This window comes from Rhodanobacter thiooxydans, assembly GCF_021545845.1.
GTDB lineage: Bacteria > Pseudomonadota > Gammaproteobacteria > Xanthomonadales > Rhodanobacteraceae > Rhodanobacter.
Genome location: NZ_CP088923.1, coordinates 781,206 through 804,740, shown reverse-complemented (window position 1 = coordinate 804,740; position 23,535 = coordinate 781,206). Strand labels below are relative to the sequence as shown.

Annotated in this window: 18 protein-coding genes and 1 riboswitch; of the genes, 11 read left to right on the top strand and 7 right to left on the bottom strand. The window is 67.8% G+C overall.

Annotated elements, in window-relative coordinates; translation table 11 throughout:
* The first annotated feature begins 4 nt into the window (after window positions 1–4).
* Window positions 5–427 carry an alternative ribosome rescue aminoacyl-tRNA hydrolase ArfB gene (arfB, locus tag LRK53_RS03395; protein WP_027491342.1) on the top strand — a complete coding sequence of 141 codons (423 nt, stop codon included), beginning with the start codon at window positions 5–7 and terminating at the stop codon, window positions 425–427.
* A complete protein-coding gene (locus LRK53_RS03390; protein WP_027491343.1) occupies window positions 424–1,020 on the top strand; it encodes a 1-acyl-sn-glycerol-3-phosphate acyltransferase in 597 nt (198 codons plus the stop codon). The genes arfB and LRK53_RS03390 overlap by 4 nt, the downstream gene beginning before the upstream one ends.
* Window positions 1,021–1,083: 63 nt before the next feature.
* On the opposite strand, the gene LRK53_RS03385 is transcribed toward LRK53_RS03390, so the two are convergent.
* The gene (locus tag LRK53_RS03385; RefSeq protein ID WP_027491344.1) at window positions 1,084–2,118 is read right to left on the bottom strand and encodes a LysR family transcriptional regulator; all 1,035 of its coding nucleotides are present in this window, start codon (window positions 2,116–2,118) and stop codon (window positions 1,084–1,086) included.
* Window positions 2,119–2,241: 123 nt separating this feature from the next.
* On the opposite strand from LRK53_RS03385, the gene aceB reads away from it, so the two are divergent.
* Window positions 2,242–3,834, top strand: coding sequence for a malate synthase A (gene aceB / locus LRK53_RS03380; RefSeq protein ID WP_235642499.1), 1,593 nt, complete (start codon window positions 2,242–2,244; stop codon window positions 3,832–3,834).
* A 212-nt stretch (window positions 3,835–4,046) separates the two neighbouring features.
* Complete coding sequence (gene aceA, locus LRK53_RS03375; RefSeq protein WP_027491346.1) at window positions 4,047–5,345, top strand: isocitrate lyase; 1,299 nt, start codon at window positions 4,047–4,049, stop codon at window positions 5,343–5,345.
* Window positions 5,346–5,624: 279 nt separating this feature from the next.
* On the opposite strand, the gene LRK53_RS03370 is transcribed toward aceA, so the two are convergent.
* Together LRK53_RS03370 and LRK53_RS03365 are read right to left on the bottom strand one after the other, a co-directional pair.
* The gene (locus LRK53_RS03370) at window positions 5,625–7,118 is read right to left on the bottom strand and encodes a YifB family Mg chelatase-like AAA ATPase (protein WP_027491347.1); all 1,494 of its coding nucleotides are present in this window, start codon (window positions 7,116–7,118) and stop codon (window positions 5,625–5,627) included.
* 148 nt (window positions 7,119–7,266) lie between these two features.
* Window positions 7,267–7,527, bottom strand: a complete 261-nt coding sequence (locus LRK53_RS03365; protein ID WP_027491348.1) for an accessory factor UbiK family protein — start codon at window positions 7,525–7,527, stop codon at window positions 7,267–7,269.
* 180 nt (window positions 7,528–7,707) lie between these two features.
* Between LRK53_RS03365 and glnK the strand changes: the two genes are divergently transcribed.
* The 3 genes from glnK to LRK53_RS03350 all read left to right on the top strand — a co-directional run bounded on the left by glnK (window position 7,708) and on the right by LRK53_RS03350 (window position 13,127).
* Window positions 7,708–8,046: a P-II family nitrogen regulator gene (gene glnK, locus LRK53_RS03360; protein ID WP_008437572.1), complete on the top strand. Its 339-nt coding sequence runs from the start codon at window positions 7,708–7,710 to the stop codon at window positions 8,044–8,046.
* Window positions 8,047–8,133: 87 nt separating this feature from the next.
* A riboswitch (cobalamin riboswitch) is annotated at window positions 8,134–8,348 on the top strand.
* A 153-nt stretch (window positions 8,349–8,501) separates the two neighbouring features.
* Window positions 8,502–9,710: a ribonucleotide-diphosphate reductase subunit beta gene (locus LRK53_RS03355; protein WP_081666524.1), complete on the top strand. Its 1,209-nt coding sequence runs from the start codon at window positions 8,502–8,504 to the stop codon at window positions 9,708–9,710.
* Between the two features lie 171 nt (window positions 9,711–9,881).
* Window positions 9,882–13,127 carry a TonB-dependent receptor gene (locus LRK53_RS03350; RefSeq protein ID WP_027491349.1) on the top strand — a complete coding sequence of 1,082 codons (3,246 nt, stop codon included), beginning with the start codon at window positions 9,882–9,884 and terminating at the stop codon, window positions 13,125–13,127.
* Window positions 13,128–13,455: 328 nt separating this feature from the next.
* On the opposite strand, the gene LRK53_RS03345 is transcribed toward LRK53_RS03350, so the two are convergent.
* The gene (locus tag LRK53_RS03345) at window positions 13,456–15,792 is read right to left on the bottom strand and encodes a S9 family peptidase (protein WP_037088792.1); all 2,337 of its coding nucleotides are present in this window, start codon (window positions 15,790–15,792) and stop codon (window positions 13,456–13,458) included.
* 216 nt (window positions 15,793–16,008) lie between these two features.
* On the opposite strand from LRK53_RS03345, the gene LRK53_RS03340 reads away from it, so the two are divergent.
* From LRK53_RS03340 to LRK53_RS03325, 4 genes are all read left to right on the top strand, one after another.
* Complete coding sequence (locus LRK53_RS03340; RefSeq protein WP_027491351.1) at window positions 16,009–16,761, top strand: glutathione S-transferase family protein; 753 nt, start codon at window positions 16,009–16,011, stop codon at window positions 16,759–16,761.
* Between the two features lie 208 nt (window positions 16,762–16,969).
* Window positions 16,970–17,962: an aldo/keto reductase gene (locus LRK53_RS03335; RefSeq protein WP_027491352.1), complete on the top strand. Its 993-nt coding sequence runs from the start codon at window positions 16,970–16,972 to the stop codon at window positions 17,960–17,962.
* Window positions 17,963–18,119: 157 nt separating this feature from the next.
* Window positions 18,120–18,944, top strand: coding sequence for an NADPH-dependent 7-cyano-7-deazaguanine reductase QueF (queF, locus tag LRK53_RS03330; protein ID WP_027491353.1), 825 nt, complete (start codon window positions 18,120–18,122; stop codon window positions 18,942–18,944).
* Between the two features lie 292 nt (window positions 18,945–19,236).
* The gene (locus LRK53_RS03325) at window positions 19,237–19,644 is read left to right on the top strand and encodes a hypothetical protein (RefSeq protein WP_235642498.1); all 408 of its coding nucleotides are present in this window, start codon (window positions 19,237–19,239) and stop codon (window positions 19,642–19,644) included.
* 42 nt (window positions 19,645–19,686) lie between these two features.
* On the opposite strand, the gene LRK53_RS03320 is transcribed toward LRK53_RS03325, so the two are convergent.
* The 3 genes from LRK53_RS03320 to LRK53_RS03310 form a co-directional block, all read right to left on the bottom strand.
* Complete coding sequence (locus LRK53_RS03320; RefSeq protein WP_027491354.1) at window positions 19,687–20,031, bottom strand: glycerophosphodiester phosphodiesterase family protein; 345 nt, start codon at window positions 20,029–20,031, stop codon at window positions 19,687–19,689.
* Window positions 20,032–20,217: 186 nt separating this feature from the next.
* A complete protein-coding gene (locus LRK53_RS03315) occupies window positions 20,218–21,153 on the bottom strand; it encodes a hypothetical protein (protein ID WP_027491355.1) in 936 nt (311 codons plus the stop codon).
* Window positions 21,150–23,528 (bottom strand): LTA synthase family protein, encoded by a 2,379-nt coding sequence (locus tag LRK53_RS03310; RefSeq protein WP_037088794.1) that lies wholly within the window; start codon window positions 23,526–23,528, stop codon window positions 21,150–21,152. Before LRK53_RS03310 ends, LRK53_RS03315 begins: the two co-directional genes overlap by 4 nt.
* Between the last annotated feature and the right edge of the window lie 7 nt (window positions 23,529–23,535).

Genomic DNA, 23,535 nt, shown 5'->3' with positions numbered 1-23,535 from the left:
CCGCATGCTGACCATCAGCCGCACCCTCACCCTGCCCGAATCCGAACTGGTCGAGCGCTTCCTGCGCGCGGACGGTCCCGGCGGGCAGCACGTGAACCGCACCGAAAGCGCGGTGGAGTTGCGCTTCGACGTGGCAAGCTCGCCCTCGCTGCCGGACGAAGTGCGCGAGCGGCTGCTGGCCCGGCGCGATCGCCGGCTCACCGCCGACGGCGTGCTGGTGATCCAGGGCCGCCGCTTCCGCGATCAGGGGCGCAACCGCGATGACGTGCGCGAGCGGCTGGCCGAACTGATCCGCGGCGCGCTGCTGCCGCCAAAGAAGCGCGTGGCCACCAAGCCGACCCGCGCCTCCAGGGAGCGCCGCCTGGCCGGCAAGCAGCAGCGCGGCAAGATCAAGCAGACGCGTTCGCGCAAACCGGACCTCGAATGAGGGGACGCCTGTTTACGCCGGACCAGTTGCCGGCGCAAATGCCCAGGTTGCGCGACGGCTGGCAACGCAAGACCTGCCGCGCCGTGCTGCGCCTGCGCGGCTGGAGCCTGGCCGGAGAGTTTCCCGATGTGCCGAAACTGGTGCTGATCGTCGCGCCGCATTCGTCCTGGTGGGACGGCGTGTGGGGCCTGCTGCTCAAGGTGGCGATCGGTGCCGACGTGCACTTCATGGCCAAGCAGGAACTGTTCCGCGGACCGCTCGGCGGCCTGCTGCGCCGGCTCGGCGGCATGGCGATCGACCGTGGCGCCGCCAGAGGCGTGGTCGAGCAGATGATCGACCAGTTCCGCCAGCGCGAAAAACTCTGGCTGGGCATTGCGCCGGAAGGCACGCGCAAGCCGGTGAAGCGCTGGAAGAGCGGCTTCTGGCGCATCGCCCGCGAGGCCGGCGTGCCGATCTTCCCGGTGGCATTCCATTACCCCGACAAGACCATCCAGCTCGGTCCGCTGTTCGACACCAGCGCCGACATGGAAGCGGACCTCGCCCGCCTGCGCGCGTTCTACGCGCCGTTCCGGGGCAAGCACCGCAACATCTGACCACCACGCGGCGACCGGTTCAGGACTGGAACTGGCGTTTCCGCAACGCCGCGGGGTTGTTGCTCAACGCCCCGAATGCCCAGGCTCATCGTAGTCGCGGTGGGTCAGCAGGCCGGGGCGGATCAGGTCGACGAAGGCGCGCGCCTCGGCGCTGAGGAACTTGCCCTTGCGCATCACCACGCCGTAGCCGCGTTGCGGGAAGTACTGCTTCATGTTGCGTACGGCGAGCTGCGCGTGATCGGCGGCGGTGATGCAGATGCCGGTGACGATCGAGATGCCCATGCCCATCGCCACGTACTCCTTGATCACGTCCCAGCCGCCCACCTCGATCGCCACGTGGTAGGGAACCTGGCGCTGCTGGAACACCAGGTCGACCAGGCGGTAGGTGGACAGCCGCTGCGGCGGCAGGATCAGGCCGTACGGCGAGATGTCCTCCAGCGTGATCTTCTCCTTCGCCGCCAGCGGATGGTCCGGCGGCATGATCAGCATCGGGTCGTAGTGCTGCACCGGCGCCCAGGCGATGTCGTTGGGCACGTCCAGCATCGAGCCGACCGCAAAGTCGGCCTCGTCCGCACGCAGCAGCGCCAGGCCGTCCTTGCCGGTGACGTTGGCCAGCTGCAGTTGCACGGCCGGGTACTGCTCGCGGTAGCGGCGTACCAGCTCAGGCAGCAGGTACTGGATGGTCGAGGTGCCGGCAGCGATGGTCAACCGGCCGGCCTGCAACCCCTTGACCCGGGCCTGGAAGTCACGGTCCAGCGTATCCCAGCCCTCGACCAGCGGTCGCGCCAGCTCGTACAGCGCCTCGCCCGCGTCGGTGAGGTTGATGCGCCGCCGACGGCGTTCCAGCAGGCTCACCCCCAGTTCGCGCTCCAGCGCCTGCAACTGCAGGCTGATGGTGGGTTGCGACAGGAACAGCGCCTCGGCGGCCCGGGTCAGCGTGCCCAGCTTCACCACGCTGACGAAGGCGCGCAGCTGCTTGTGGCGGTTGCCCTTGTAGTAGAAGCGGCCCGCGTCGGCGGGCTCGCCGCCAGCGCGCTTTTTTGCTGCGCTGCGGTGTATTTTTTTTGACTTGTTTGGCGTGCCCGCGTGCTTTTTCATCGAATGATTTCAGTCAATTGTGTTACAGATTGAATTTATCAATATTTATGATTGAAACATTCACTTTGTCAAATACATGATTGCTGGCCTAGCTTCGAGTCACCCACGACACGGAGCAAACCCATGGCAGTCCCACAGGAACGGCTTGACCTCGGCACCGTCGAGATCCACGCCGATCCGGCACGTTACGCAGGCATCCTGACCCCCGCGGCGCTGGACTTCCTGGCCCGGTTGCACCGCCGCTTCGAACCCACCCGGCAGCAGTTGCTGCAGGCCCGGCGCGAGCGCCAGGCCGGTTATGACGCCGGCGGCCTGCCGGATTTTCGTGCCGACACGGCGTCGATCCGCGCAGCCGAGTGGACGGTGGCACCGATCCCGGCTGCGCTGCAGGACCGCCGCGTCGAGATTACCGGCCCGGTCGAGCGCAAGATGATCATCAACGCGCTCAACTCTGGCGCGAAGGTGTTCATGGCCGACTTCGAGGATTCCTCGGCGCCCACCTTCGCCAATCAGCTGGACGGCCAGCTCAACCTGCTCGACGCGGTGAACGGCACGATCGATTTCACCTCGCCCGAGGGCAAGAGCTACCGCGTCAACGACAATCCGGCCGTGCTGGTGGTGCGCCCGCGCGGCTGGCACCTGCACGACAAGTTCTTCAGCGTGGCCGGCGAACCGATGGCCGGCGCGCTGGTCGACTTCGGCCTGTTCGCGTTCCACAACGCCCGCGCGCTGCACGGCAGCGACCGCGGCCCGTATTTCTACCTGCCGAAACTCGAAGCGATGGAGGAAGCCGCGCTGTGGGACGCGGTGATGGCCGTCGCCGAGGACGAGCTGCAGCTGCCGGTCGGCACGATGAAGGCCACCGTGCTGATCGAGACCTTGCCGGCGGCGTTCCAGATGCACGAGATCCTGCACGCGCTGCGCCGCCGCGCGGTCGGGCTCAACTGCGGCCGCTGGGATTACATCTTTTCCTACCTGAAGACTTTACGCGGCCACCGCGACCGTCTGCTGCCGGAGCGCGGCCAGGTGCAGATGACGGTGCCATTCCTGAAGGCGTATTCCGATCTGCTGATCCAGACCTGCCACCGCCGCGGCGCGTTCGCGATGGGCGGCATGGCGGCGCAGATCCCGATCAAGGGCGACGAGGCCGCGAACGAGGCCGCGCTGGCCAAGGTACGCGCCGACAAGCTGCGCGAGGTCAAGGCCGGCCACGACGGCACCTGGGTGGCGCATCCCGCGCTGGTGCCGGTGGCGCAAGCGGTGTTCGACGAATACATGCCCGCGCCGAACCAACTCGGCGTGCTGCGCGAGGACGTGCGGGTGAGCCGCGAGCAGTTGCTCGCCGCGCCGGCCGGCACGGTCACCCGCGCCGGCTTCGACAACAACGTCGAGGTCTGCCTGCGCTATACCGCCGCCTGGCTGGATGGCCTGGGCTGCGTGCCGATCCACCACCTGATGGAGGACGCTGCCACTGCCGAGATCGCCCGCGCGCAGCTGTGGCAGTGGCTCCATCACGGAGATCTCGAATTCCCCGACCACGCGCCGATCGACTTCGCCCTGTTCGACCACGCCGTCGCCGCGCACACCCATCGCCTGCGCGACAGCCGGCACCCCGGCGCCGCGCGCGCCGACGCCGCCGCCGCGCTACTCGGCGCGATGACCCATGCCGACCAGCTCGGCGACTTCCTCACCGTGCCCGCCTACGAACAACTCTGACGATTACCCCTTCTCCCTCGGGAGACAAATCGGCAGGACTGCCGATTTGCACGGCGCAAGCCGCCCGAAGGATGAGGCACAGGGATGTGCCGAATGAAGGTGCCCGAAGGGCAGATGAGGGTACGCACGGAGCGAATCAGCACGCTTCGCCCGAACTCTCTCCCAACCCCTCGCCCAGCGGGAGAGGGGCCTAAAACAACCGGAGCCACGCCATGAAGACCACCACCCTGCCCACCGCCGAACAGATCACCCTGGACTGGAACAACAACCCGCGCTGGACCGGCGTGCAGCGCAATTATTCCGCCGAAGACGTGGTGCGCCTGCGCGGCACCGTCGCAGTGGAACACTCGCTGGCCCGCCGCGGCGCGGAGCGGCTGTGGAAATCGCTGCACCAGGAAGATTTCGTCAACGCGCTGGGCGCGCTCACCGGCAACCAGGCGATGCAGCAGGTCAAGGCCGGCCTGCAGGCGATCTACCTCTCCGGCTGGCAGGTCGCCGCCGACGCCAACGTGGCCGGCGAGATGTATCCCGACCAGTCGCTGTACCCGGCCAACTCGGTGCCGCTGGTGGTCAAGCGCATCAACAACACGCTGCTGCGCGCCGACCAGTTGCACCACGCCGAGGGCAAGGACGACTGCGACTGGCTGGTGCCGATCGTGGCCGACGCCGAGGCCGGCTTCGGCGGCGTGCTGAACGCGTTCGAGCTGATGAAGGCGATGATCGAGGCCGGCGCCGCCGGCGTGCATTTCGAGGACCAGCTGGCCTCGGTGAAGAAGTGCGGCCACATGGGCGGCAAGGTGCTGGTGCCGACCCGCGAGGCGGTGGACAAGCTGAACGCCGCGCGCCTGGCCGCCGATGTCGCCGGCGTGCCCACCCTGCTGGTGGCGCGCACCGACGCCGACGCCGCCGACCTGCTCACCTCGGACGTCGACGCCAACGACCGCCCGTTCATCACCGGCGAGCGTACCGTCGAGGGTTTCTTCCGCGTGCGTTCCGGCCTGGACCAGGCGATCAGCCGCGGCCTCGCCTACGCGCCGTACGCCGACCTGATCTGGTGCGAGACCAGCAAGCCGAACCTGGATGACGCGCGCCGCTTCGCCGAGGCGATCCACGCGAAGTTCCCATGCAAGATGCTGGCCTACAACTGCTCGCCCAGCTTCAACTGGAAGAAGAACCTGGACGACGCCACCATCGCGAACTTCCAGAAGGAACTGGGCGCGATGGGCTACAAGTTCCAGTTCATCACCCTGGCCGGCTTCCACAGCCTGAACTACGGCATGTTCGACCTCGCCCACGGCTACGCGCGGCGCCAGATGAGCGCGTTCGTGGAGCTGCAGGAGAAGGAGTTCGCCGCCGCCGAGCGCGGCTTCACCGCGGTGAAGCACCAGCGCGAGGTGGGTACCGGCTACTTCGACCAGGTGACCCAGGCGATCCAGCAGGGCCAGTCCTCGACCACCGCGCTGAAGGGTTCGACCGAAGAGGCACAGTTCAAGCAGGCCTCGGCGGCGTGAAGGGCGCGCGGGAGCGCACTCTGTGCACGATGCTCTTCGTCACGTGGCGGAAAGCTTGCGCACAGGGCGCGCTCCTGCCTGCTGTACCGGCGCGAAAGACCAGGAGCAAGTGGAGAGGAACGAGAAGTGAGAGAAAGGCGTGTACCTGCTTTTGCTCACCGCTAGGTACCGACCGCGTCCAGGGATGCTCTGATCAAGTTCCTGCTCGTCATCCCAGCGAGGCGCCTTTCAACAGCCGGAGGCTGGTCAAGCTGGGATGAGGGCTTGTTCAGGCCTTACCTAGAACCGCCGGTACTGCAGCGCCTCGGCCAGGTGCTCGCGCTCCAGCAAGGCGGCGCCGCCATCGAGGTCGGCGATGGTGCGGGCCACCCGCAGCACGCGATGGTAGGCACGGGCGGACAGGCCCAGTCGTTCCAGCGCCGACTCGAACCAGCGCCGCTCGGCCGGCCCCAGCGCGCAGTCGCGCTCCAGCTCGCGCGTGCTGATCTCGGCGTTCGGCCGGCCCGCGCGCATCAGCGACTGCCGGCGCGCCTTGAGCACGCGCGCACGCACCGTGGCGGAATCCTCGTCGCGTTGGTTGCGCGGCGTGCCCAGTTCGGCCAGCGGTACCGGCGGCACTTCCACGCACAGGTCGATGCGGTCGAGCAATGGCCCGGAAATGCGCGCGCGGTAGCGCTGGATCTGGTCCGGCGTGCACTGGCAGCGCGGGTCGCCGGCGTAGCCGCAGGGGCACGGATTCATCGCCGCCACCAGTTGGAACTGGGCGGGAAACGTCGACTGCCGCGCCGCCCGCGAGATCACGATGTGGCCCGACTCCATCGGCTCGCGCAACACTTCCAGCACGTGCCGGCTGAACTCCGGCAACTCGTCCAGGAACAGCACGCCGTTGTGCGCCAGCGAGATCTCGCCCGGGCGCGGATACGGACCGCCACCAACCAGCGCCACCGCCGACGCGGTGTGGTGCGGCGCGCGGAAGGGCCGCCGCCGCCAGTGCTCCGGATCGGTGACCTGGCCGGCCACCGACAGCACGGCGCAGGTTTCCAGCGCCTCCGATTCGGACAGCGGCGGCAGGATGCCGGGCAGGCGCTCGGCCAGCATGGTCTTGCCGGTGCCGGGCGGCCCCATCAGCAGCAGATGATGGCCGCCCACTGCGGTGATCTCCAGCGCGCGGCGCGCCTGCAGCTGGCCGCGCACGTCGGCCAGGTCCGGGCCGCCGTTGGCGCCGCCGTCGCTGGGAATGCCCACCGGCATCGACAGCTCGTGCGCGCCGCGCAGCCAGCCGCACACCTCGGCCAGCGTGTCGGCCACGCGCACGTCCATGTCGGACACCAGCGCCGCCTCGCTGGCGTTTGCGCGCGGCACCACCACGCGGCGGCCGCGCGTGCGCGCGCGCAGCAGCGCCGGCAGCACGCCGGACACGCCACGCAGGGAGCCGGTCAGGGCCAGCTCGCCGAGGAACTCGCAATCGTCCAGCTTCTCGCGCGGCACCTGTCCGCTGGCGGCGAGGATGCCCAGCGCGATCGGCAGGTCGAAACGGCCGCCATCCTTCGGCAGCTCGGCCGGCGCGAGGTTCACCGTGACGCGACGGCCGGGATATTCGAAGGCGGTGTTCTGGATCGCCACCCGCACGCGGTCGCGCGCCTCGCGCACTGCGGCCTCGGGCAGGCCGACGATGCTGGTGCTTGGCAGGCCGCCGGAAAGGTGTACCTCAACCATCACCTGCGGTGCGGCGATCCCTTCCTGGGCGCGACTGAGGGTGACGGCAAGACTCATGCAACCCCGGACTGGCATTGCATGGGGGATCGGTCGCTGACAGGCACGGGCATCTGGCGGCTCCATCAGCAGCGCTGAATAAATAACCGCCTCCGATCGTTCTCGGGGTGAGGGTGACGGATCGGAGGCGGCTCCCGGGAGGCGGTAGTCACTGACCCGCGCGGGCAGCCAGCGTGGCCTCCAATTCGGCCACGCATCGCTCCAATTCGTCGACCTTGGCGCGGGTACGCGCCAGCACCTGGGACTGGACTTCGAATTCTTCGCGGGTGACCAGGTCGAGGCGGCGCAGTCCTTGCGCCAGAACATCCTGGAAGTTGGTTCGCAAATCCTGATGCGCCTGTGCCACCCCTGGCGGTACCAACGACACAAGTCGCAGGGCAATCTTGTCGATATCCTGCCTATCCATCATGGATAGCGCCTCGAACTCGTCGAGGTAAATACTAGGTGAACAGAAATTGGACGCGCCATCGGTATGCTCCATCAAAAACTGTAGGGATTGTCTTACACGTGCCACGCGCGGCGCGACAATGATGCACCGTGCAGGCAAAATGCAGCCTCGACCCAACCGATACCTTTCAAGGAAGCCTCCATGAAGCTGGTCGTGGCGATCATCAAGCCGTTCAAGCTGGACGATGTGCGCGAAGCGCTGGCCGAGGTGGGCGTGCAGGGCGTCACGGTTACCGAGGTCAAGGGCTTCGGTCGCCAGAAGGGCCACACCGAACTGTATCGCGGCGCCGAGTACGTGGTCGATTTTCTGCCCAAGATCAAGCTGGAAGTGGCGGTGGTCGACGACCAGCTCGATCGCGTGATCGAGGCGATCCAGGCCTCCGCCCGCACCGGCAAGATCGGCGACGGCAAGATTTTCGTCAGCACGCTGGAACAGGTGATCCGCATCCGCACCGGCGAGCTGGATCACGACGCGCTGTAACCCACGCCGCCTGCGCAGGCACTCGCCGCAGGCGGCACGCATTCGACTTATGCACAAGTTGTTGGGTCGACCCTGCTCTGGTCACCCGATATGTTGTGCCTGTCGGTGCCCGACCAGATGCGACATCGGTCGGGCTTAAAAGGGAATCCCGGTGTAACTCCGGAACTGCCCCGCAGCGGTAAAGCGGAAACGAACGCACCCACATGCACTGGCCCTCGGCGGCTGGGAAGCAGGAGCAAGTAGGCGGATCGCCTCGATCCACGTCCGCAAGTCCGAAGACCTGCCGGCACAGCGGGACGAACGTGTCCTGCTGCGTAGTGACGGCTTCCGCGGGGAAGTGCGTCGTGAAGCCGGTCGCCGTCGGGCCAACGGCTGGCGCGTCGCCTCCGGACTCCGTCGCTATCAGGCCCTGCGCGCGGGAGCAGGCGTTTGATGTCCAGCCGGAGCCACCTGCCATGCAAGCCCTCGATACCGCCGAACGCGAGCGCGCCGTCGCGCCCGCCGAATCCCCCGTCGCCAGCGAAGCCGACACCACGTTCGCACTGACCCCGCCGCACAGCGCGGCCTCCATGCACGTGACCAAGCGCAATGGCGGCCAGGAAGCCGTCGACGTCAACAAGATCGTGCGCGCGGTGACGCGCAGCGCCGAAGGCCTGCACGGTGTCGACCCGCTGCGGGTCGTCCTGAAGACCATCGGCGGCCTGTACGACGGCGCCACTACGGCCGAGCTGGACCAGCTGTCGATCCGCACCGCCGCCGCACTCACCGCCGAGGAACCCGAGTACGGCCAACTGGCCGCGCGGCTGCTCGGCGCGTACATCGACAAGGAAGTCAGCGGCCAGGAGATCCAGAGCTACTCGCAGTCGATCGCACGCGGCGCGGAGTTGGGCATCCTCAACGACCGCCTGCGCGATTTCGTGGGCGCCAACGCGCGCAAGCTCAATGACGCGATCGACCCGCTGGCCACCCGCCGCTTCGAATACTTCGGCCTGCGCACGGTGTACGACCGCTACCTGCTGCGTCATCCGCAAAAGCGGCTGGCGATCGAGACGATCCCGTCGATCCGGCAGAAGGGTGCGTTCTGCTTCAAGTGGATCGACTCGATCCAGGACCTGCGCCGGCTGCAGACGCGCGAGCATCGTCGCCAGTTCCTGCTCAACCTGATCTGCTTCGCCGCCTGCATCGAGGGGCTGTTCTTCTACGCCGCGTTCGCCTACGTCTACTACCTGCGCTCGCGCGGGCTGCTGCATGGGCTGGCGGCCGGCACCAACTGGGTGTTCCGCGACGAGAGCGGGCACATGGCGTTCGTCTTCGAGGTGGTACGCACGGTGCGCGCGCAGGAACCGGAGCTGTTCGACGACGCCATGCGTGCGCAGGTCGAGGCGATGATGGAAGAGGCGATCGCCTGCGAAACGCAATTTGCCAAGGACGTGCTGTCGGGCGGCGTAGCCGGCATGTCGGTGAAGGACATGCGCCAGTACCTCGAATACTGCGCCGACCAGCGCCTGGCCCAGCTCGACCTGCCGAAGCAGTACGGCGCTAAGAACCCATTCGACTTCATGGACCTGCAGGACGTGCAGGAGCTGGCCAACTTCTTCGAGCGCCGCGTGTCCGCCTACCAGGTCGGCGTGCAGGGTGAGGTGGCGTTCGACCTGGCGTTCTGACGCCTGCGGGACTGGCCCGCGACTTGCCTCCCTCGCATGCGGTTGTCACAATCCGTACCCTAAGATGCGCCTCGCCGCTGGCGGCAGCCGGCGCATCGTCATCGACCGCCTCCCTCCGTGGGAGGCGTTGTCGTTCCGGGGGACACACACAAAAACCATTACGAGGGAACCATGGCTTCCATGATCCGCGTCCGCACGCTTCCGCTCGCCGTCGCCTCGCTGCTGGCGATCTCTCCCGTCTTCGCGCAGAACATCACCACCTCCGGCGCCATCGGCCGCGTGCTCGATGCGCAGGGCAAGCCGGTGGCCGACGCCACCGTGACCATCGTGCACGTGCCTTCGGGCACCACCAAGGCAGTGAGCACCGACGCCGACGGCCGCTATGCGGCACAGGGCCTGCGCGCCGGCGGCCCGTATACGATTACCGCGTCGAGGCCGGGCGAGGCGGGCGCCGAGCAGGACAACGTCTACCTGCAGCTGGGCCAGCCCTCCGCGATCAACCTGGCGCTGGGCGGCGGCAGCGAATCGGCGCGCACGCTGGGTGCGGTGACGGTGAGCGCCTCGACGCTGGCGCAGACCTTCACGTCCGAGAACAAGGGTCTCTCCACCAACATCTCGCAGCGCCAGCTGCAGGCCACCCCGCAGGGCAACCGCTCGATCGACGACGTGGTGCGGCTGGACCCACGCGTGAGCGTGACCGACCAGGGCACCGGCGCGATCTCCGCCGCCGGCATGAACAACCGCTACAACAACATCGCGGTGGACGGCGTGACCCAGGGTGATCCGTTCGGCCTGAACGCGAACGGCCTGCCCTACCAGAAATCGCCGATCTCGCCGGAGACCATCGCCGAGTACAACATCTCCACGGCGAACTATGACGTCGTCTCCGACGTGGTCGGTGCCGACGTCAACGCGGTGACCAAGTCCGGCACCAACGACTTCCACGGCGCGGTCTACTACAGCTACCGCAACGCCAACCACCTGGTGGGCGATGCCGGCTGGCTGCCCGGCGGCAACCCCGGCTACCACTACAAGGGCTACCGGAAGGACGCCACCTACGGCTTCAACGTGGGCGGCCCGATCGTCAAGGACAAGCTGTTCTTCTTCGTCTCCGCCGAGCATGAGAAGACCACCGGCATCGGCGCCGATTCGGCCAACGGCCTGGACGACTCGCTGGGCAACGGCCCGTCCACCAGCAACAAGGTGTCGCCGGGCGACCTGCAGAAGATCATCGACACGGCCAAACAGCTGGGCCTCACGCCCGGCGGCTTCGGCGGCCCCACCGGGCTGACCTACGACGACAAGCGCTACCTGGGCAAGATCGACTGGAACATCTCCAACAACCACCGCGCCAGCTTCACCTACCAGCGCACCAAGGAGATGCTGCCGGCGGTAGGCGGCAACAGCCCGTCCAGCGTGGGCCTGACCAGCTACACCTACACCAAGGCGATCACCACCGACAATTACGTCGCGCACGTGTTCGACGACTGGACCGACAACTTCTCCACCGAGGCCAAGGTCGGCTACCAGAAGTACGTGCAGGACACCACCGCACCGTTCCAGCAGCCGGCGGTGAACGTCAACCTGTCGCCCACCGGCAAAGGCCCGTCGGTGAACCTGGGCGAGGAGCGCTACCGCCACTACAACCACATCGACACCAAGAAGACCTCGGTCTTCCTGGCCGGCACCTATGTCCTGGGTGACCACGCGGTCAAGGGCGGCATCGACTACCAGCGCAACAAGATCAACAACCTGTTCGGCCAGGCCGAGTTCGGCGTCTACACCTTCTGGGGCCTGACCAACTTCGCCGCCGGCAACTACAACAAGTACGAGCTGTATCACCCGGCGCCGGGCTACGCGTTGAACGACATCGCCGGCAAGTGGACCTACAGCCAGTACAGCCCGTTCCTGCAGGACACCTGGCAGGTCAACGACGCGCTGTCGGTGCAGTACGGCGTGCGCGTGGACATTCCGCATACCAGCGACAAGCCGGTCTACAACGCGGCTTTCGCGCAGGCTTTCGGTTTCGCCAACAACTACACGGTCGGCTCCTCCAACCGCATCGTGGAGCCGCGCCTGTCGTTCAACTACCTGTTCGACAGCAGCTACAAGACCCAGCTGCGCGGCGGCGTGGGCCTGTTCCAGACCAACCCGCCGACGGTGTGGATGACCAACCCGTTCCAGAACAACGGTGTCACCCTGCGCAACTACACCTCGTTCAACCCGGCCAGCGCGCCGTTCAGCCCCGACCCGCTGCACCAGAACATCCCTGCCGGCGGCGGCGCGGGCTCGATCGACACCATCGACCCGAACTTCCGCCTGCCCAGCGTGTGGAAGATGAGCCTGGCGCTGGATCGCGAGCTGCCGTGGTGGGGCATGCTGGCCTCGGCCGAATACCAGCACATCAAGGTGCGCGACGGCATCCTGTACGAGGCGGTGAACTATGGCGACCCCACCGGCACGCTGCCGGACGGCCGCCTGCAGTTCTGGAAGACGCCGGGCGAAGCACCCACGTCCAAGGATGCGCTGGCCAATCAGAACCGCGCCTTCAGCACCGCTTCCACCTTGCTCACCAACACCCATCGCGGCAAGTCCGACAGCCTGACGCTGGCGCTGGCCAAGCCGTTCTCGGACAGCTGGTCCGGCAATGTCAGCCTCACCTTCAACCATGCCACCGACGTCGATCCGGGCACCGATACCATCGCCTACAACGGCTACCAGCGCGTGGCGCGACTCAACCCCAACAGCAACCTGCTGGCCACCTCCAACTACAACGTGGCCAAGGTGCTGAAGGCCTCGCTGACCTGGCAGCACGCGTTCTTCGGCGACTACCAGACGCAGGTGTCGGCGTTCTACAGCGGCCACACCGGCCTGCCCTACACCTGGGTGTTCCAGAACGATGCCAACGGCGACAGCGTCTCCGGCTGGGATCCGGCCTACATCCCGTCGGCCAACGACCCGAAGGTGGCCTACGCGCCCGGCACCAGCCAGCAGGTGATCGACCAGTTCCAGGCCTTCCTGGCCAGCGAGAAATACCTGAAGGACCACCGCGGCCAGATCGCCGGCCGCAACGGCACGCGCACCGCCTGGGTGAACGAGCTGGACATGAGCTTCTCGCAGGAAGTGCCCGGCATCTTCAAGGGCAACAAGGGCGAGCTGCGGCTGGACGTCTACAACATGCTCAACCTGCTCAACAAGGGCTGGGGACAGCAGCGCAACACCGGCATCTACCCGACCCGCACGCTCGCCAGCTACGCCGGCGTGAATGCGCAGGGTCAGTACGTGTACACGCTGCCCACCGACAAGAGCGGCAATTACCAGCCACAGCAGCTGCAGACCTACGACGGCGGCTTCTACGACCCCAGCCGCGTGGTGTCGCGCTGGTCGGCCATGCTGACGCTGCGCTACAAGTTCTGAGCGACCCGCAACACGCGGCACGAACAGCCGGCGCCTCGATGGCGCCGGCTTTTTTTCGGACCAAGGCAGGACCGTGCCGCCGCCGACGGGATGGCAAGCCTACGATGTGGTTCTGCCGAGGCGGCAAGGCTTACCTGATCGACGACCCCGCCTACGTGCAACACGCCAAGGTCGCGGGGTCGCTCTTCGTCAAGTCGAGATCAAGAGCGTTACCCCCTCCTGACCTCCCCCTGCTGCGCAGGGGGAGGAACCGGGTGCGGCGCCCAGCGCCACAAGCGAGACCAAGGTGTCCCACCGGGCTGCCTCCAGCAAGAACCGGGCATAACGCTCAGCGCCAGGGCCACGCCTTCAGCTGGTACTCGTGTGGCGGGGTGCTGCCGGCGAGGTACTGCACGAAGTAGTCCCAGCGTCGGCGGGTGGCGTACGGGGTGGCTTCGGCGTAGCCGTGGTGGGCGTTGGGGATCAGCAGCAGGTCGAAATCCTTGTTCGCCTTGATCAGCGCGTCGGCCACCAGCAGGGTCTGGTAGGGCGGCACGTTGTCGTCCATGGTGCCGTGCACCAGCATCAGCCGGCCCTTGAGGTTCTTGGCGAAGCTCTGGTTGGCCTGGAGGTCGTAGTTGGTCTTGCCGTCCTTGTCGGTGACCAGCAGGCCCTGCCACTTCTCGGCCCAGTCGTCCTCGTAGTTGCGGTTGTCGTGATTGCCGCTCTCGGCCCAGCCGACCTTGAAGAAGTCGGGGTAGTGGAACATCGCCGCCGCGGTGGCGTTGCCGCCGCCGGAGTGGCCCCAGATGCCCACTCGGTCGAGATCGATCCACGAGTACTTCCTGCCGAGTTCTTTCAGACCAAGCACCTGGTCAGGCAGGGTGTTGTCCTGGACGTGCTCGAAGTAAGCGTCGTGGAACGCCTTGGAGCGCCACGGCGTGCCCATGCCGTCAAGCGCGATCACGATGAAGCCCAGCTCGGCCATCGCCTGGTGGTCGGCACGCGCGGAGGAGAAGCTGCGCCCGCGCACCGAACCGGTCTGCGGGCCAGGATAGATGTAGTCGATGATCGGGTATTTCTTCGCAGGGTCGAAGTGCGTCGGCTTGAACATCATGCCGTACAGATCGGTCTTGCCGTCGCGGCCCTTCACCGTGAACGGGATCGGCGGCACCCAGCCGGCGGCCTTCAGGCGCGAGATGTCGGCAGTGGCCACGCTGGCCAGTTGGCGGCCGTCGTCCGAGCTGCGCAGCACGGTGACCGGCGGCGTGGTCGGGGTGGAGTACACATCGACGAAGGCCTTGCCGTCCGGCGACAGCGTCACCGCGTGGTCGGCCGCCTCCGGCGTCAGCAGCACCGGCTTGCCGCCGTCCAGGCCCACCTTGAAGAACTGCTGGTAGTACGGGTTCACACCCGCGGTGCGGCCGACGCCGCGGAACCACACGGTGCGCATCTTCGGATCGAGCTTCAGTACCTCGGTGACATTGCCGTCACCACTGGTGATCGCGCGCTTGAGCTTGCCGGTAGTGAGATCGTACAGATACAGATGGCCCCAGTTGGTGCGCTCGGAGAACCAGATCGCCTCTTGGGTTTCCGGCAGGTAGCGCCAGTTCACCGCGCCGTTGCCGCTTTCGTAATACGTCGGCACCACTTCCTCGAACACCGTGCGCACCTTGCCGGTGGCGGCATCGGCGATGCGGAACCACTCGTGCTTGTGGTCGCGCGAGGTAGAGACGAAGGCCAGCGTCTTGCCATCCGCCGCCCACTTCACGTCGTCCCAGCCACCGTCGGGGCCGCAGCTGACGTCATCGCACAGGCTGGAGCGATGCTGGTCGGGCGGCATCTTGAGGCGCGTGACCTTCTTCGCGGCGACGTCGATGATCACGCGCTCGATCATCGTCACGTCCTTGTCGCCGACCAGCGGGTACTTCCACTTCTCCAGCTTCGGATGGCCGACGTTGGTGCTAACCAGGTACATCTCGCCGGTCTTGCGCTGGTCCTGCTGGAACGTGGCGATCTGCTTCGAATCCGGCGACCACTCCACGATCGCGTTGTCGGTGTGCTTCCAGCCGGCGTTGTCGGTGGCGTAGCCGAAGTCCTCCACGCCGTCGGTGGTGAGCTGGGTCTCCTTGCCGCTGGCGACGTCGCGCAGCCACAGGTTCCAGTCGCGGATGAACGCCTCGCTCTGCTTGTCCGGCGACAGCGCGCCCGGCTCCTTGCCGGTCTTCACCAGCGTGGCGCGATCGACGCAGCTCGCCTCGACCGCGGCGAGGTCGCATACATAATGCTTGCTGCGCACGGCGACATCGATCTTCCCGTCCGGCCGCGCCTCGTAGCCGGTGACCGGCAGTTTCGCCGCATCGACCAGCTTGCCGCCGGCCTTGCCCAGCGCGGCGGCCAGCTTCGCCTGGTCGAACAGTGGCGTGGTCTTGCCGCTGGCCGTGTCCATCCGCATGAAGTGGTCGCCATTGGCGTCGTGGTCGACGTACCAGAAGTGGCCGTCGTCCAGCCACGTGACCTTCTGCACCGCGTGGTCGACCAGCGGCACGGTGTTGTAGCTCATGAAGCGCTCCGCCCGCGCGTAGTCGTCGGCGCTCAGCGTGCGCGTCTGCGCCGCGACGCCGGCCGACAAGACGCCCAGGACCAGCGCGCCAAGCACGCGCGAACTGCCGGTTTTCAAACTCATGCTGCGTTTCCCCTGCGAAAGCGTATTTCTGCGGTTGCCGGCCCTGGCGCGGACTTCACTCGGACACCCGATGCTAGCGCGGGCATGACCAATGGCACCCCTGCCATTGGTCCCGATCCGGTCCGATACGCCGACGCATGGACGACCGCGCCCTGCGCTTGACGCGCAGGCGCCGGCCATCGCACGCTGCGCCCTCCGTGTTCCCGGAGTCGCGTCATGCCGCAGCGCCTCAGAGTCATCGGCAACTACCTCTCACCCTACGTGCGCAAGGTGCTGGTGTGCCTGGAGCTGAAGGGGCTGGAATACGAGATCGACCCGATCGCGCCGTTCGTCGGCAACGACGAATTCACCCGGCTCAGCCCGCTGCGCCGCATCCCGGTGCTGATCGACGGCGGACTGGAGCTCAACGACTCCTCGGTGATCTGCCAGTACCTGGAGGATCGGCAACCCACGCCCTCGCTCTACCCACGCGACATCGCCGACCGCGCCCGCGCCCGCTGGCTGGAGGAATACGCCGACACGCGGCTGGCCGATGGGCTGGTCTGGCGGCTGTTCAACCAGCTGGCGATCAAGCGCCACGTCTTCGGCGAGACGCCCAACGAGGCGGTGGTGCAGCATGCGCGCGAGGTGGAGATCCCCGCCGCGCTCGACTACCTGGAACAGCAACTGCCCGAGGACGGCTTCGTGTTCGGCTCGCTGTCGATCGCCGACATCAGCATCGCCAGCTTCTTCCGCACCGCCGCGTTCGTGCGCTACGCGATCGACGCCGCACGCTGGCCGCTGACCGCCGCGCTGGTGGCGCAGGTGCAGGCGCTGCCGGTGTTCCAGAAGCTGGCCGCCCTGGAGGACTGCATGCTGCGCCTGCCGCTGGCCGAACAGCGCGGCGCCCTGCTCACCGCCGGCGCGCCGCTGACCAGCGACACCCTCGGCACCAGCGCGCCACGCCCCGGCCCGCCGCGCGCGTCGTGATGACTCCCTCCCCTGTGAAACAGGGGAGGGCCGGGGTGGGGTTCGCTCTTGATCTTCCGCCTCCCGCACACCGGAGCAACCCCCACCCGACCTCCCCCTGCGCGCAGGGGGAGGAGCGGAAAGTTCGCAAGCCCGAGAGTTCGCAAGCATTTATCCGACCGCCGTCACCGCGCACCATGCGTCCACCTTTACCCACCGGAGCCACCCCATGCAGACCCGAGCGCTCGGCAACAATGGTCCCAAGGTTTCCGCCCTCGGCCTCGGCTGCATGGGCATGAGCGCGTTCTACGGCGCCCACGATGACGCCGAATCCATCGCCACCCTCCACCACGCACTCGACCGCGGCCTCACCCTGCTCGACACCGCCGACATGTACGGCCCGCACACCAACGAAGTGCTGCTGGGCAAGGCGCTCAAGGGGCGGCGCGAGCGGGCCTTCGTGGCCACCAAGTTCGGCATCGTGCTCGACCCGAACGACCCGGCCACGCGTGGTGTCAACGGCCGCCCAGCCTACGTGCACGCCGCCTGCGATGCGAGCCTGAAGCGCCTTGGCATCGACACCATCGACCTGTATTACCAGCACCGCGTGGACCCGGACGTGCCGATCGAGGAAACCGTCGGCGCGATGGCCGAACTGGTCGCCGCCGGCAAGGTGCGTTACCTCGGCCTGAGCGAGGCCTCTGGCGCCACGCTGGAGCGCGTCTGCAAGGTGCAGCCGATCGCCGCGCTGCAGAGTGAGTTCTCGCTGTGGACGCGCGACCCGCAGAGCAACGGCATGCTCGACGCCTGCCGCCGACTCGGCGTCAGCCTGGTCGCCTACTCGCCGCTGGGCCGCGGTTTCCTCACCGGCGCGATCCGCTCGCCGGACGACTTCGACGCCGACGACTACCGGCGCCACAGCCCGCGCTTCATGGGCGACAACTTCGCGCGCAACCTGCGGCTGGTCGAGCAAGTGAAGACGCTCGCCACCGGCAAGGGCTGCTCGCCCGCGCAGCTGGCGCTGGCCTGGGTGCTGGCGCAGGGCGACGATGTGCTGGCGATCCCCGGCACGCGCAAGCGCAGCCGGCTGGACGAGAACCTGGGCGCGCTCGACGTGCGACTCAGCGCCGCCGAGCTGGAGGCGATCGACGCGGTGTTCCCGCTCGACGCCGCTAGCGGCGGGCGCTACGTCGAAGCGGGGATGCACATGGTGAACGTGTGATGCCGCCCTGCTCCCTCCCCTGCTCTGCACACAGGGGAGGGTTGGGGGTGGGGTGCTTTTGACTTTACGGTGATCCGGGGCAACCCCCTCCCGACCTCCCCCTGCATGCCGGGGGAGGGGCAAAGACCGAAGCGGAAGAACAGCTAAACTCCGCCGTATGAGCACCCCCGAACACTCCCCGCTCGGCAAGGACACCATCTACGCCGACCGTTACGACCCGCGCCTGCTGTTTCCGATCCCGCGCGCGGACAAGCGCGCGGAGATCGGCATTGCCGAATCGCTGCCGTTCCACGGCGTGGATGTCTGGAACGCCTACGAGTTGTCGTGGCTGGACCTGCGCGGCAAGCCGCAGGTGGCGATGGCCGAGTTCCGCGTGCCGGCGGCGTCGCCGCACATCATTGAGTCGAAGTCGTTCAAGCTGTACCTCAACGGATTCGCACAGGAGCGCCTCGCCGACGCCGCCACGCTGGTCGCCATCCTGACGCACGACCTGTCCGCGGCAGCCGGCGCGGTGGTCGGCGTGCACTTGCGCGACGCGCGTGCCGACGCGTTGCCGGTGGTCGATCTGGACGGCCATCTGCTCGACGACCAGGACATCGCGATCGACCGCTACGGCCCGCCGGATGCCGATTTCCTGCAGGCCGACAGCGCCGCGACGCCGGTGGCGGAGACCCTGCTCTCGCACCTGTTGCGCTCGAACTGCCCGGTCACCGGCCAACCCGACTGGGGCAGCGTGCAGATCGCCTATCGCGGCGCGCCGATCGACCATGCCGGACTGCTGCGCTACCTGGTCTCGTTCCGCACCCACAACGAATTCCACGAGCAGTGCGTGGAACGCATCTTCGTCGACCTGACCCAGCGCTGTGCGCCGCGGCAGCTCACCGTCTACGCACGCTACACCCGCCGCGGCGGGCTGGACATCAACCCGTTCCGCAGCAGCGCACCGGCCACCCCCGGCAACCCGCGCACGGTGCGGCAGTAGGCCGTCAGCGCGCGCTGACGCCGCGTGGGCGCCGTGGCCGGCGCCGCCGGTAATCGTCGCTTCAGATCGGCCGCGCTAGCCTCGTTTTTGACCACCGGCCACGGGCCGGCATCGACAGCGGAGTTCCCATGACCCGATCCATGTATTCCGTCGCGCTGTACGGCACCCTCCTGACCGGCCTGCTGCTCGGCGGCTGCGGCAAGAACACACCGGCCCCCGCCAGTGCGCCGGCCCCGGCCAGCACCGCAACGGCTGCCACCACGTCCGCGCCCCGCCCGCCGCCAGCACGGCGGTGCCGCCGGCTGCCGGCACGGTCGGCACGGCCAGCGCAACCTCGGTGGCCGCGCCGCCGGTCGTGCCGTTCACGGTCGCCAAGCTGACCCTGGGCAGCGCGGTCAACGCCGAGCACCAGGTGGTGCGCGCCAGCGACAGCTTCGCCACCAGCGACAAGACGCTCTACGCCACCGTCGCCACCGAGGGCAGCACCCAGGGCGCCACGCTCAACGCGAAGTGGAGCTACCTGGAAGGCGAGGGCCAGCTGGTCAGCAGCATCAGCCAGTCGATCGCCACCGACGGCCCCGCCATCACCACGTTCAAGGTGCAGAACCCCGACCTGTGGCCGGCAGGCAAGTACAGGGTCGAGATCTCGCTCGACGGCAAGCCGGTGGCCAAGCAGGATTTCCAGATCGGCAAGAGCTGAGCTGGCGCAGCCGGCATCGCGAAGGCGCCGGCGGGTGCCTTTTTACGCCGCGGCTCGGCCTCCCTCCAGCGCCTTGCGCCCGATTGCCGGATCGTCGGTGAAGAACGCATCGATGCCGGCGGCGAGATAGGCGCGGATCTCGGCGATCGAGCCGGCCTCGCTGACACCGTGCAGGTCACTGCCTTGCCACAGGCTCCGCGGTAGGAAGCAGTTTTCGCGGCGGAACGTGTACGGGTGCACTTCCAGGCCGGCGACATGCGCGTCGCACACCAGCGCGGTGGGCGTGCCGAGCTGGCCGTCCGGCGCCAGCGGAATGATCGCGCGCACGTTCGGGCCGATCGCGTCCGCATAGGTGGCGATGGCGGGCAGCCCGGCCGGCACCATCATCTGCGCGTAGTCGAGGGTGCCGCCCGCGGCGGCAACGTCGTACGGCCATGTCGTACGGCCGCTCGCCGGCGTCGCCCAGCAAACGCAGCAGGCGGATGTTGCCGTGCGTGCCGTCGGCGAGGTGGCCGCGCATACGCCGCCAGCGTGCGCACCTGCCGGAGCACACGCTGGCGATGCGCCCCGCCTTCACTCCCGATGCCGTTCGATCCAGTTGCGGTACGTGCGGTAATGGTGGATGGCGAAACCGGCGAACGACGGGTCGGCGCGCAGGGCCTGTTCCACCGTGCCCAGCGCCTGCTCGAATACTTTCGGCCCGACCCGGTCGAAGGTGACCTTGTCCAGCTCGTTGGGCGAGACCTCCAGCCCGATCACCACCTTCTTGCCGACGCGGTCGGCATAGGCGATCTCGCTGGCGGCGTGCGAGAGGATGCTGTCGCTGCCCGCGGCCCTGTGGCGGTAGTCCATCAGGGCGACGTAATCGAACAGCTCGATGGCATGCTCGCTCGCCGGGCGCCGGACGCCTTTCCATTCCAGCTCGATGCCGTCCAGCCAGAACGGGATGGCCGGCCCCACGACCAGGCTGGCGTGGTGCGCGCGCTTGAGCTTCATCAGCGCGTCGCCCATGTCCAGGAAACCGGTCAGCAGGCGCTCGCGGCTGTGCTCGTTCCACTCGTCGAGGATGTGCGGCTCGATGTCCAGGTTGACGCCGTCGAATCGCGCCTGCGCCGGCACGACGGCGTTGTACTGCAGCACGCGACGGAACATCTCCTCGGCCTGCTCGCGATAGGCGGGCAGCACGTAGTTCTCGGTGTGCAGGTAGGCCGAACCCAGCAGCGCGTACACCTTCATGTGCCGACGGTGCAGCCGCTCGATGAAAGCGCGATACAACTCGGGCCGCTCGACGATCAGGTTGTGGCCCCGGTACGCATCGGCATAGAGATACACCGTGTCGATGTGCTGCGACTGCAGGTAGCGCACCGCTTCCTGCGCGACGGCCGGATCCTCGACCATGGCGTAGGACTCCGCCTCCCAGGTCCACACGGCGCGGCTGGCCTGAGCCATGGCGTCGATCGGCAACGTGCACAGCGCCAGCAGCAGGCACAGGCGAGAGAGGCGGATCATGGCGCGTTTCCTGCCGTGGCGTGGACATCCAGCGGCACATGGTATCGCCCCTGCCCGATCGCCCGGCCGGTTTGCGGATCGGACGGGAACACCGAAACGTAGCAGCGGCTGCCGCAGGCGCCGGGTCGCTGCAGGGTCAGCCGCACCTGCTGCTGTCCGCCCGCCGGAAGCTGCAGCGCGCGACCGGAGACTTCCTGCAGTTCGCGGCCATCCTCGGCAGTGAGCACCGCCAGCGGCACGAAGGTGCGGCTCGCTTGCGCATCGCCGTTGCTGAAGGTGGCCGTCAGCTGTACGCCGTCGCCGGCAATGGCCATCTCGGCCGAAGCCGTCGACAGGCCGCGCATGACCGGTGCCTCGCCAACGGGCTGCGCTTCCTGCGCGGCCTCCCGATAAGCCACCAGCGGCGGCGTGGCGCCGTCGGGGGCGAGCTTCATCTGTTGCAGGAAGATCGCATTGGCCTGCTCGTAGCGTTGCAGGCGGCGTACCACCCAGTCGCGCGTCCGTGCATCGTCGACCGGCGCCAGATGCATGCCCTCCTGCAGTTCGAACAGCTTTCCCTCATGCAGCCACCAGCGGCCGGCCAGGTAGTCCGGCGAGCTGGTTTTGGTCTGCTGCAAGGGCAGTTGATGCGTGTTGCGGAAGCGGTCGTCCAGGTCCAGGCCGGTGCCCAGCCACGGCGTGCGCGCCGGTCGCTGCAGCCCGTAGGCATGCGACAGCAGCGCCAGCAAGGACGGCGTGACGTCCAGTTGCGAGGACACCGCGCGGATGCGCCTGGCCTGCCTGAGCAGTGGCGAGTAGATGATCAGCGGCACGTGGTAGCGGTCGAGGTGCTCGCCCATCGGGAGTTCCGGCAGGCGATGGTCGCCGGTGATCACGAAAAGCGTGTTCGCGTACCACGGCAGCTTGGCCACCGCGTCGAAATAGCGGCGCAGCTGCTCGTCGGTGTAGAGGATGGTGCTGTAGATGTTGGCGTCGGCCCGGTAGGCCGCGAGCCGTGCGTCGTCGATGCGCAGCTCGCGCAGGCGTCGTTCGAAGCGCGCGAGGTAGGCGTCCTGTCCGGGAAATTGGTAGGCGGTATGCATGGAGATGGTCTGCATCGCCAGCAGGAACGGCGTCTGCAGCTGCGCGCTGTCGGCCAGCACGCGCGACACCAGCTCGCGGTCCGGGTAGCCCCATTCGCTGAAGGGGTTGCGCTGGTAGCCGGCGCCGAAGCCGTGCAGGTCCACCAGATGCTGCACGCCCTGCAGCTGCAGGAACGCGCGCTCGTTGTCGAAGCGGGTATCGGTGCCGTTGTAGAACGCGGTGTGGTAGCCCTGCCGCCGCAGCAGGCTGAACAGGCCCGGGCCCGGCGGCATGCGCGCGCCCAGCGCGGTGAAACCTGCCCTGGCGAACGGCGCCGAGTTGAACAGGCTGGGCAGCACGCCGAAGGTGCGGCCCTGGTTGGCCAGGAAGTTGTCGAAGTACAGGCTGCGCGCCGCCAGCTCGTCGAGGAACGGCGTGAAGCTGCCCAGCGACGCCTGCGGACCGGAGAACGAACGCCCCAGCCCCTCGACCACGATCACCACCAGGTTGGGCGGGCGGCCGTCGGTGGTGGGCGCGAAGTACGGGCCGAGCGTGTCCGGCGTCTGCTCCGCATGCAGGAACGGGAACTGCGGATCCAGCGACGGCTCGTCCGCACCGGCGACGGCGGTTGCGGCGCCGGTGGCCGGCACCACCTCGGCGCCGCGTCGGGACCAGCGCCAGACATCGGCACAGAACCACGCCAGCTTGTTGCTGGCCAGGTCGCGTGCCGCGTCGTCCCTCAGCACGCGCGCACCCGTCGGCAGCGGCAACAGCCATGCCAGCAGGCCTGCCGTCAACAGCCACGTCGTCCACCGCCCGGAGCCGCCTGCCCACCAGCGCGCACACGCGTGCAGGCTGCCCCACAACACAAGCAGCGGCAGGGCGTAGGCCAGCACGCTGCGCGGATCGGACGGCAGGCCGCCGGACAGCGTGGTGCGGATTTCCGCGACGCTGTAGCCGAACAGGTCCGCGCCCAGCGGTACCCGCGCCACCTGGAAATACTGGTCGAGCGCGACCTGCATCGCGATGAACAACGACCAAAGTACGGCCACCGCCGCGACGCGCAACCGCGGCCGCTTCAAGGCCAGCAGCGGCAGCGACAGCAGCAGCAGGATCGGCGCCGCGCGCAGCAGCGCCAGGGCTGCCTGCGCAAGCGTGACGCCGGCCACCACCCACTGCTGGCTGTCGCCGCGCGCGATGCCGGCGACGCCGTGGGCGACCGCGCCTGCCGCCAGCACGAACTGCGCGGGCAGCAAGGCGGGGAACACGGCGGAAAAGCGGGACCAGGCCTGGCCGTGACGCGCGGCGCTCATCGACGCG

Bases quoted from the DNA above. Each gene is read 5' to 3' on its own strand.
- aceA (WP_027491346.1), top strand. From the start codon at position 4,047: ATGAAGACCACCACCCTGCCCACCGCCGAACAGATCACCCTGGACTGG.
- arfB (WP_027491342.1), top strand. From the start codon at position 5: ATGCTGACCATCAGCCGCACCCTCACCCTGCCCGAATCCGAACTGGTC.
- LRK53_RS03350 (WP_027491349.1), top strand. From the start codon at position 9,882: ATGGCTTCCATGATCCGCGTCCGCACGCTTCCGCTCGCCGTCGCCTCG.
- LRK53_RS03365 (WP_027491348.1), bottom strand. From the start codon at position 7,527: ATGATGGATAGGCAGGATATCGACAAGATTGCCCTGCGACTTGTGTCG.
- LRK53_RS03320 (WP_027491354.1), bottom strand. From the start codon at position 20,031: ATGATGGTGCCGGCCGGGCTGCCCGCCATCGCCACCTATGCGGACGCG.
- LRK53_RS03355 (WP_081666524.1), top strand. From the start codon at position 8,502: ATGCAAGCCCTCGATACCGCCGAACGCGAGCGCGCCGTCGCGCCCGCC.
- LRK53_RS03390 (WP_027491343.1), top strand. From the start codon at position 424: ATGAGGGGACGCCTGTTTACGCCGGACCAGTTGCCGGCGCAAATGCCC.
- LRK53_RS03345 (WP_037088792.1), bottom strand. From the start codon at position 15,792: ATGAGTTTGAAAACCGGCAGTTCGCGCGTGCTTGGCGCGCTGGTCCTG.
- LRK53_RS03370 (WP_027491347.1), bottom strand. From the start codon at position 7,118: ATGAGTCTTGCCGTCACCCTCAGTCGCGCCCAGGAAGGGATCGCCGCA.
- LRK53_RS03340 (WP_027491351.1), top strand. From the start codon at position 16,009: ATGCCGCAGCGCCTCAGAGTCATCGGCAACTACCTCTCACCCTACGTG.
- glnK (WP_008437572.1), top strand. From the start codon at position 7,708: ATGAAGCTGGTCGTGGCGATCATCAAGCCGTTCAAGCTGGACGATGTG.
- LRK53_RS03385 (WP_027491344.1), bottom strand. From the start codon at position 2,118: ATGAAAAAGCACGCGGGCACGCCAAACAAGTCAAAAAAAATACACCGC.
- LRK53_RS03335 (WP_027491352.1), top strand. From the start codon at position 16,970: ATGCAGACCCGAGCGCTCGGCAACAATGGTCCCAAGGTTTCCGCCCTC.
- LRK53_RS03310 (WP_037088794.1), bottom strand. From the start codon at position 23,528: ATGAGCGCCGCGCGTCACGGCCAGGCCTGGTCCCGCTTTTCCGCCGTG.
- LRK53_RS03315 (WP_027491355.1), bottom strand. From the start codon at position 21,153: ATGATCCGCCTCTCTCGCCTGTGCCTGCTGCTGGCGCTGTGCACGTTG.
- queF (WP_027491353.1), top strand. From the start codon at position 18,120: ATGAGCACCCCCGAACACTCCCCGCTCGGCAAGGACACCATCTACGCC.
- aceB (WP_235642499.1), top strand. From the start codon at position 2,242: ATGGCAGTCCCACAGGAACGGCTTGACCTCGGCACCGTCGAGATCCAC.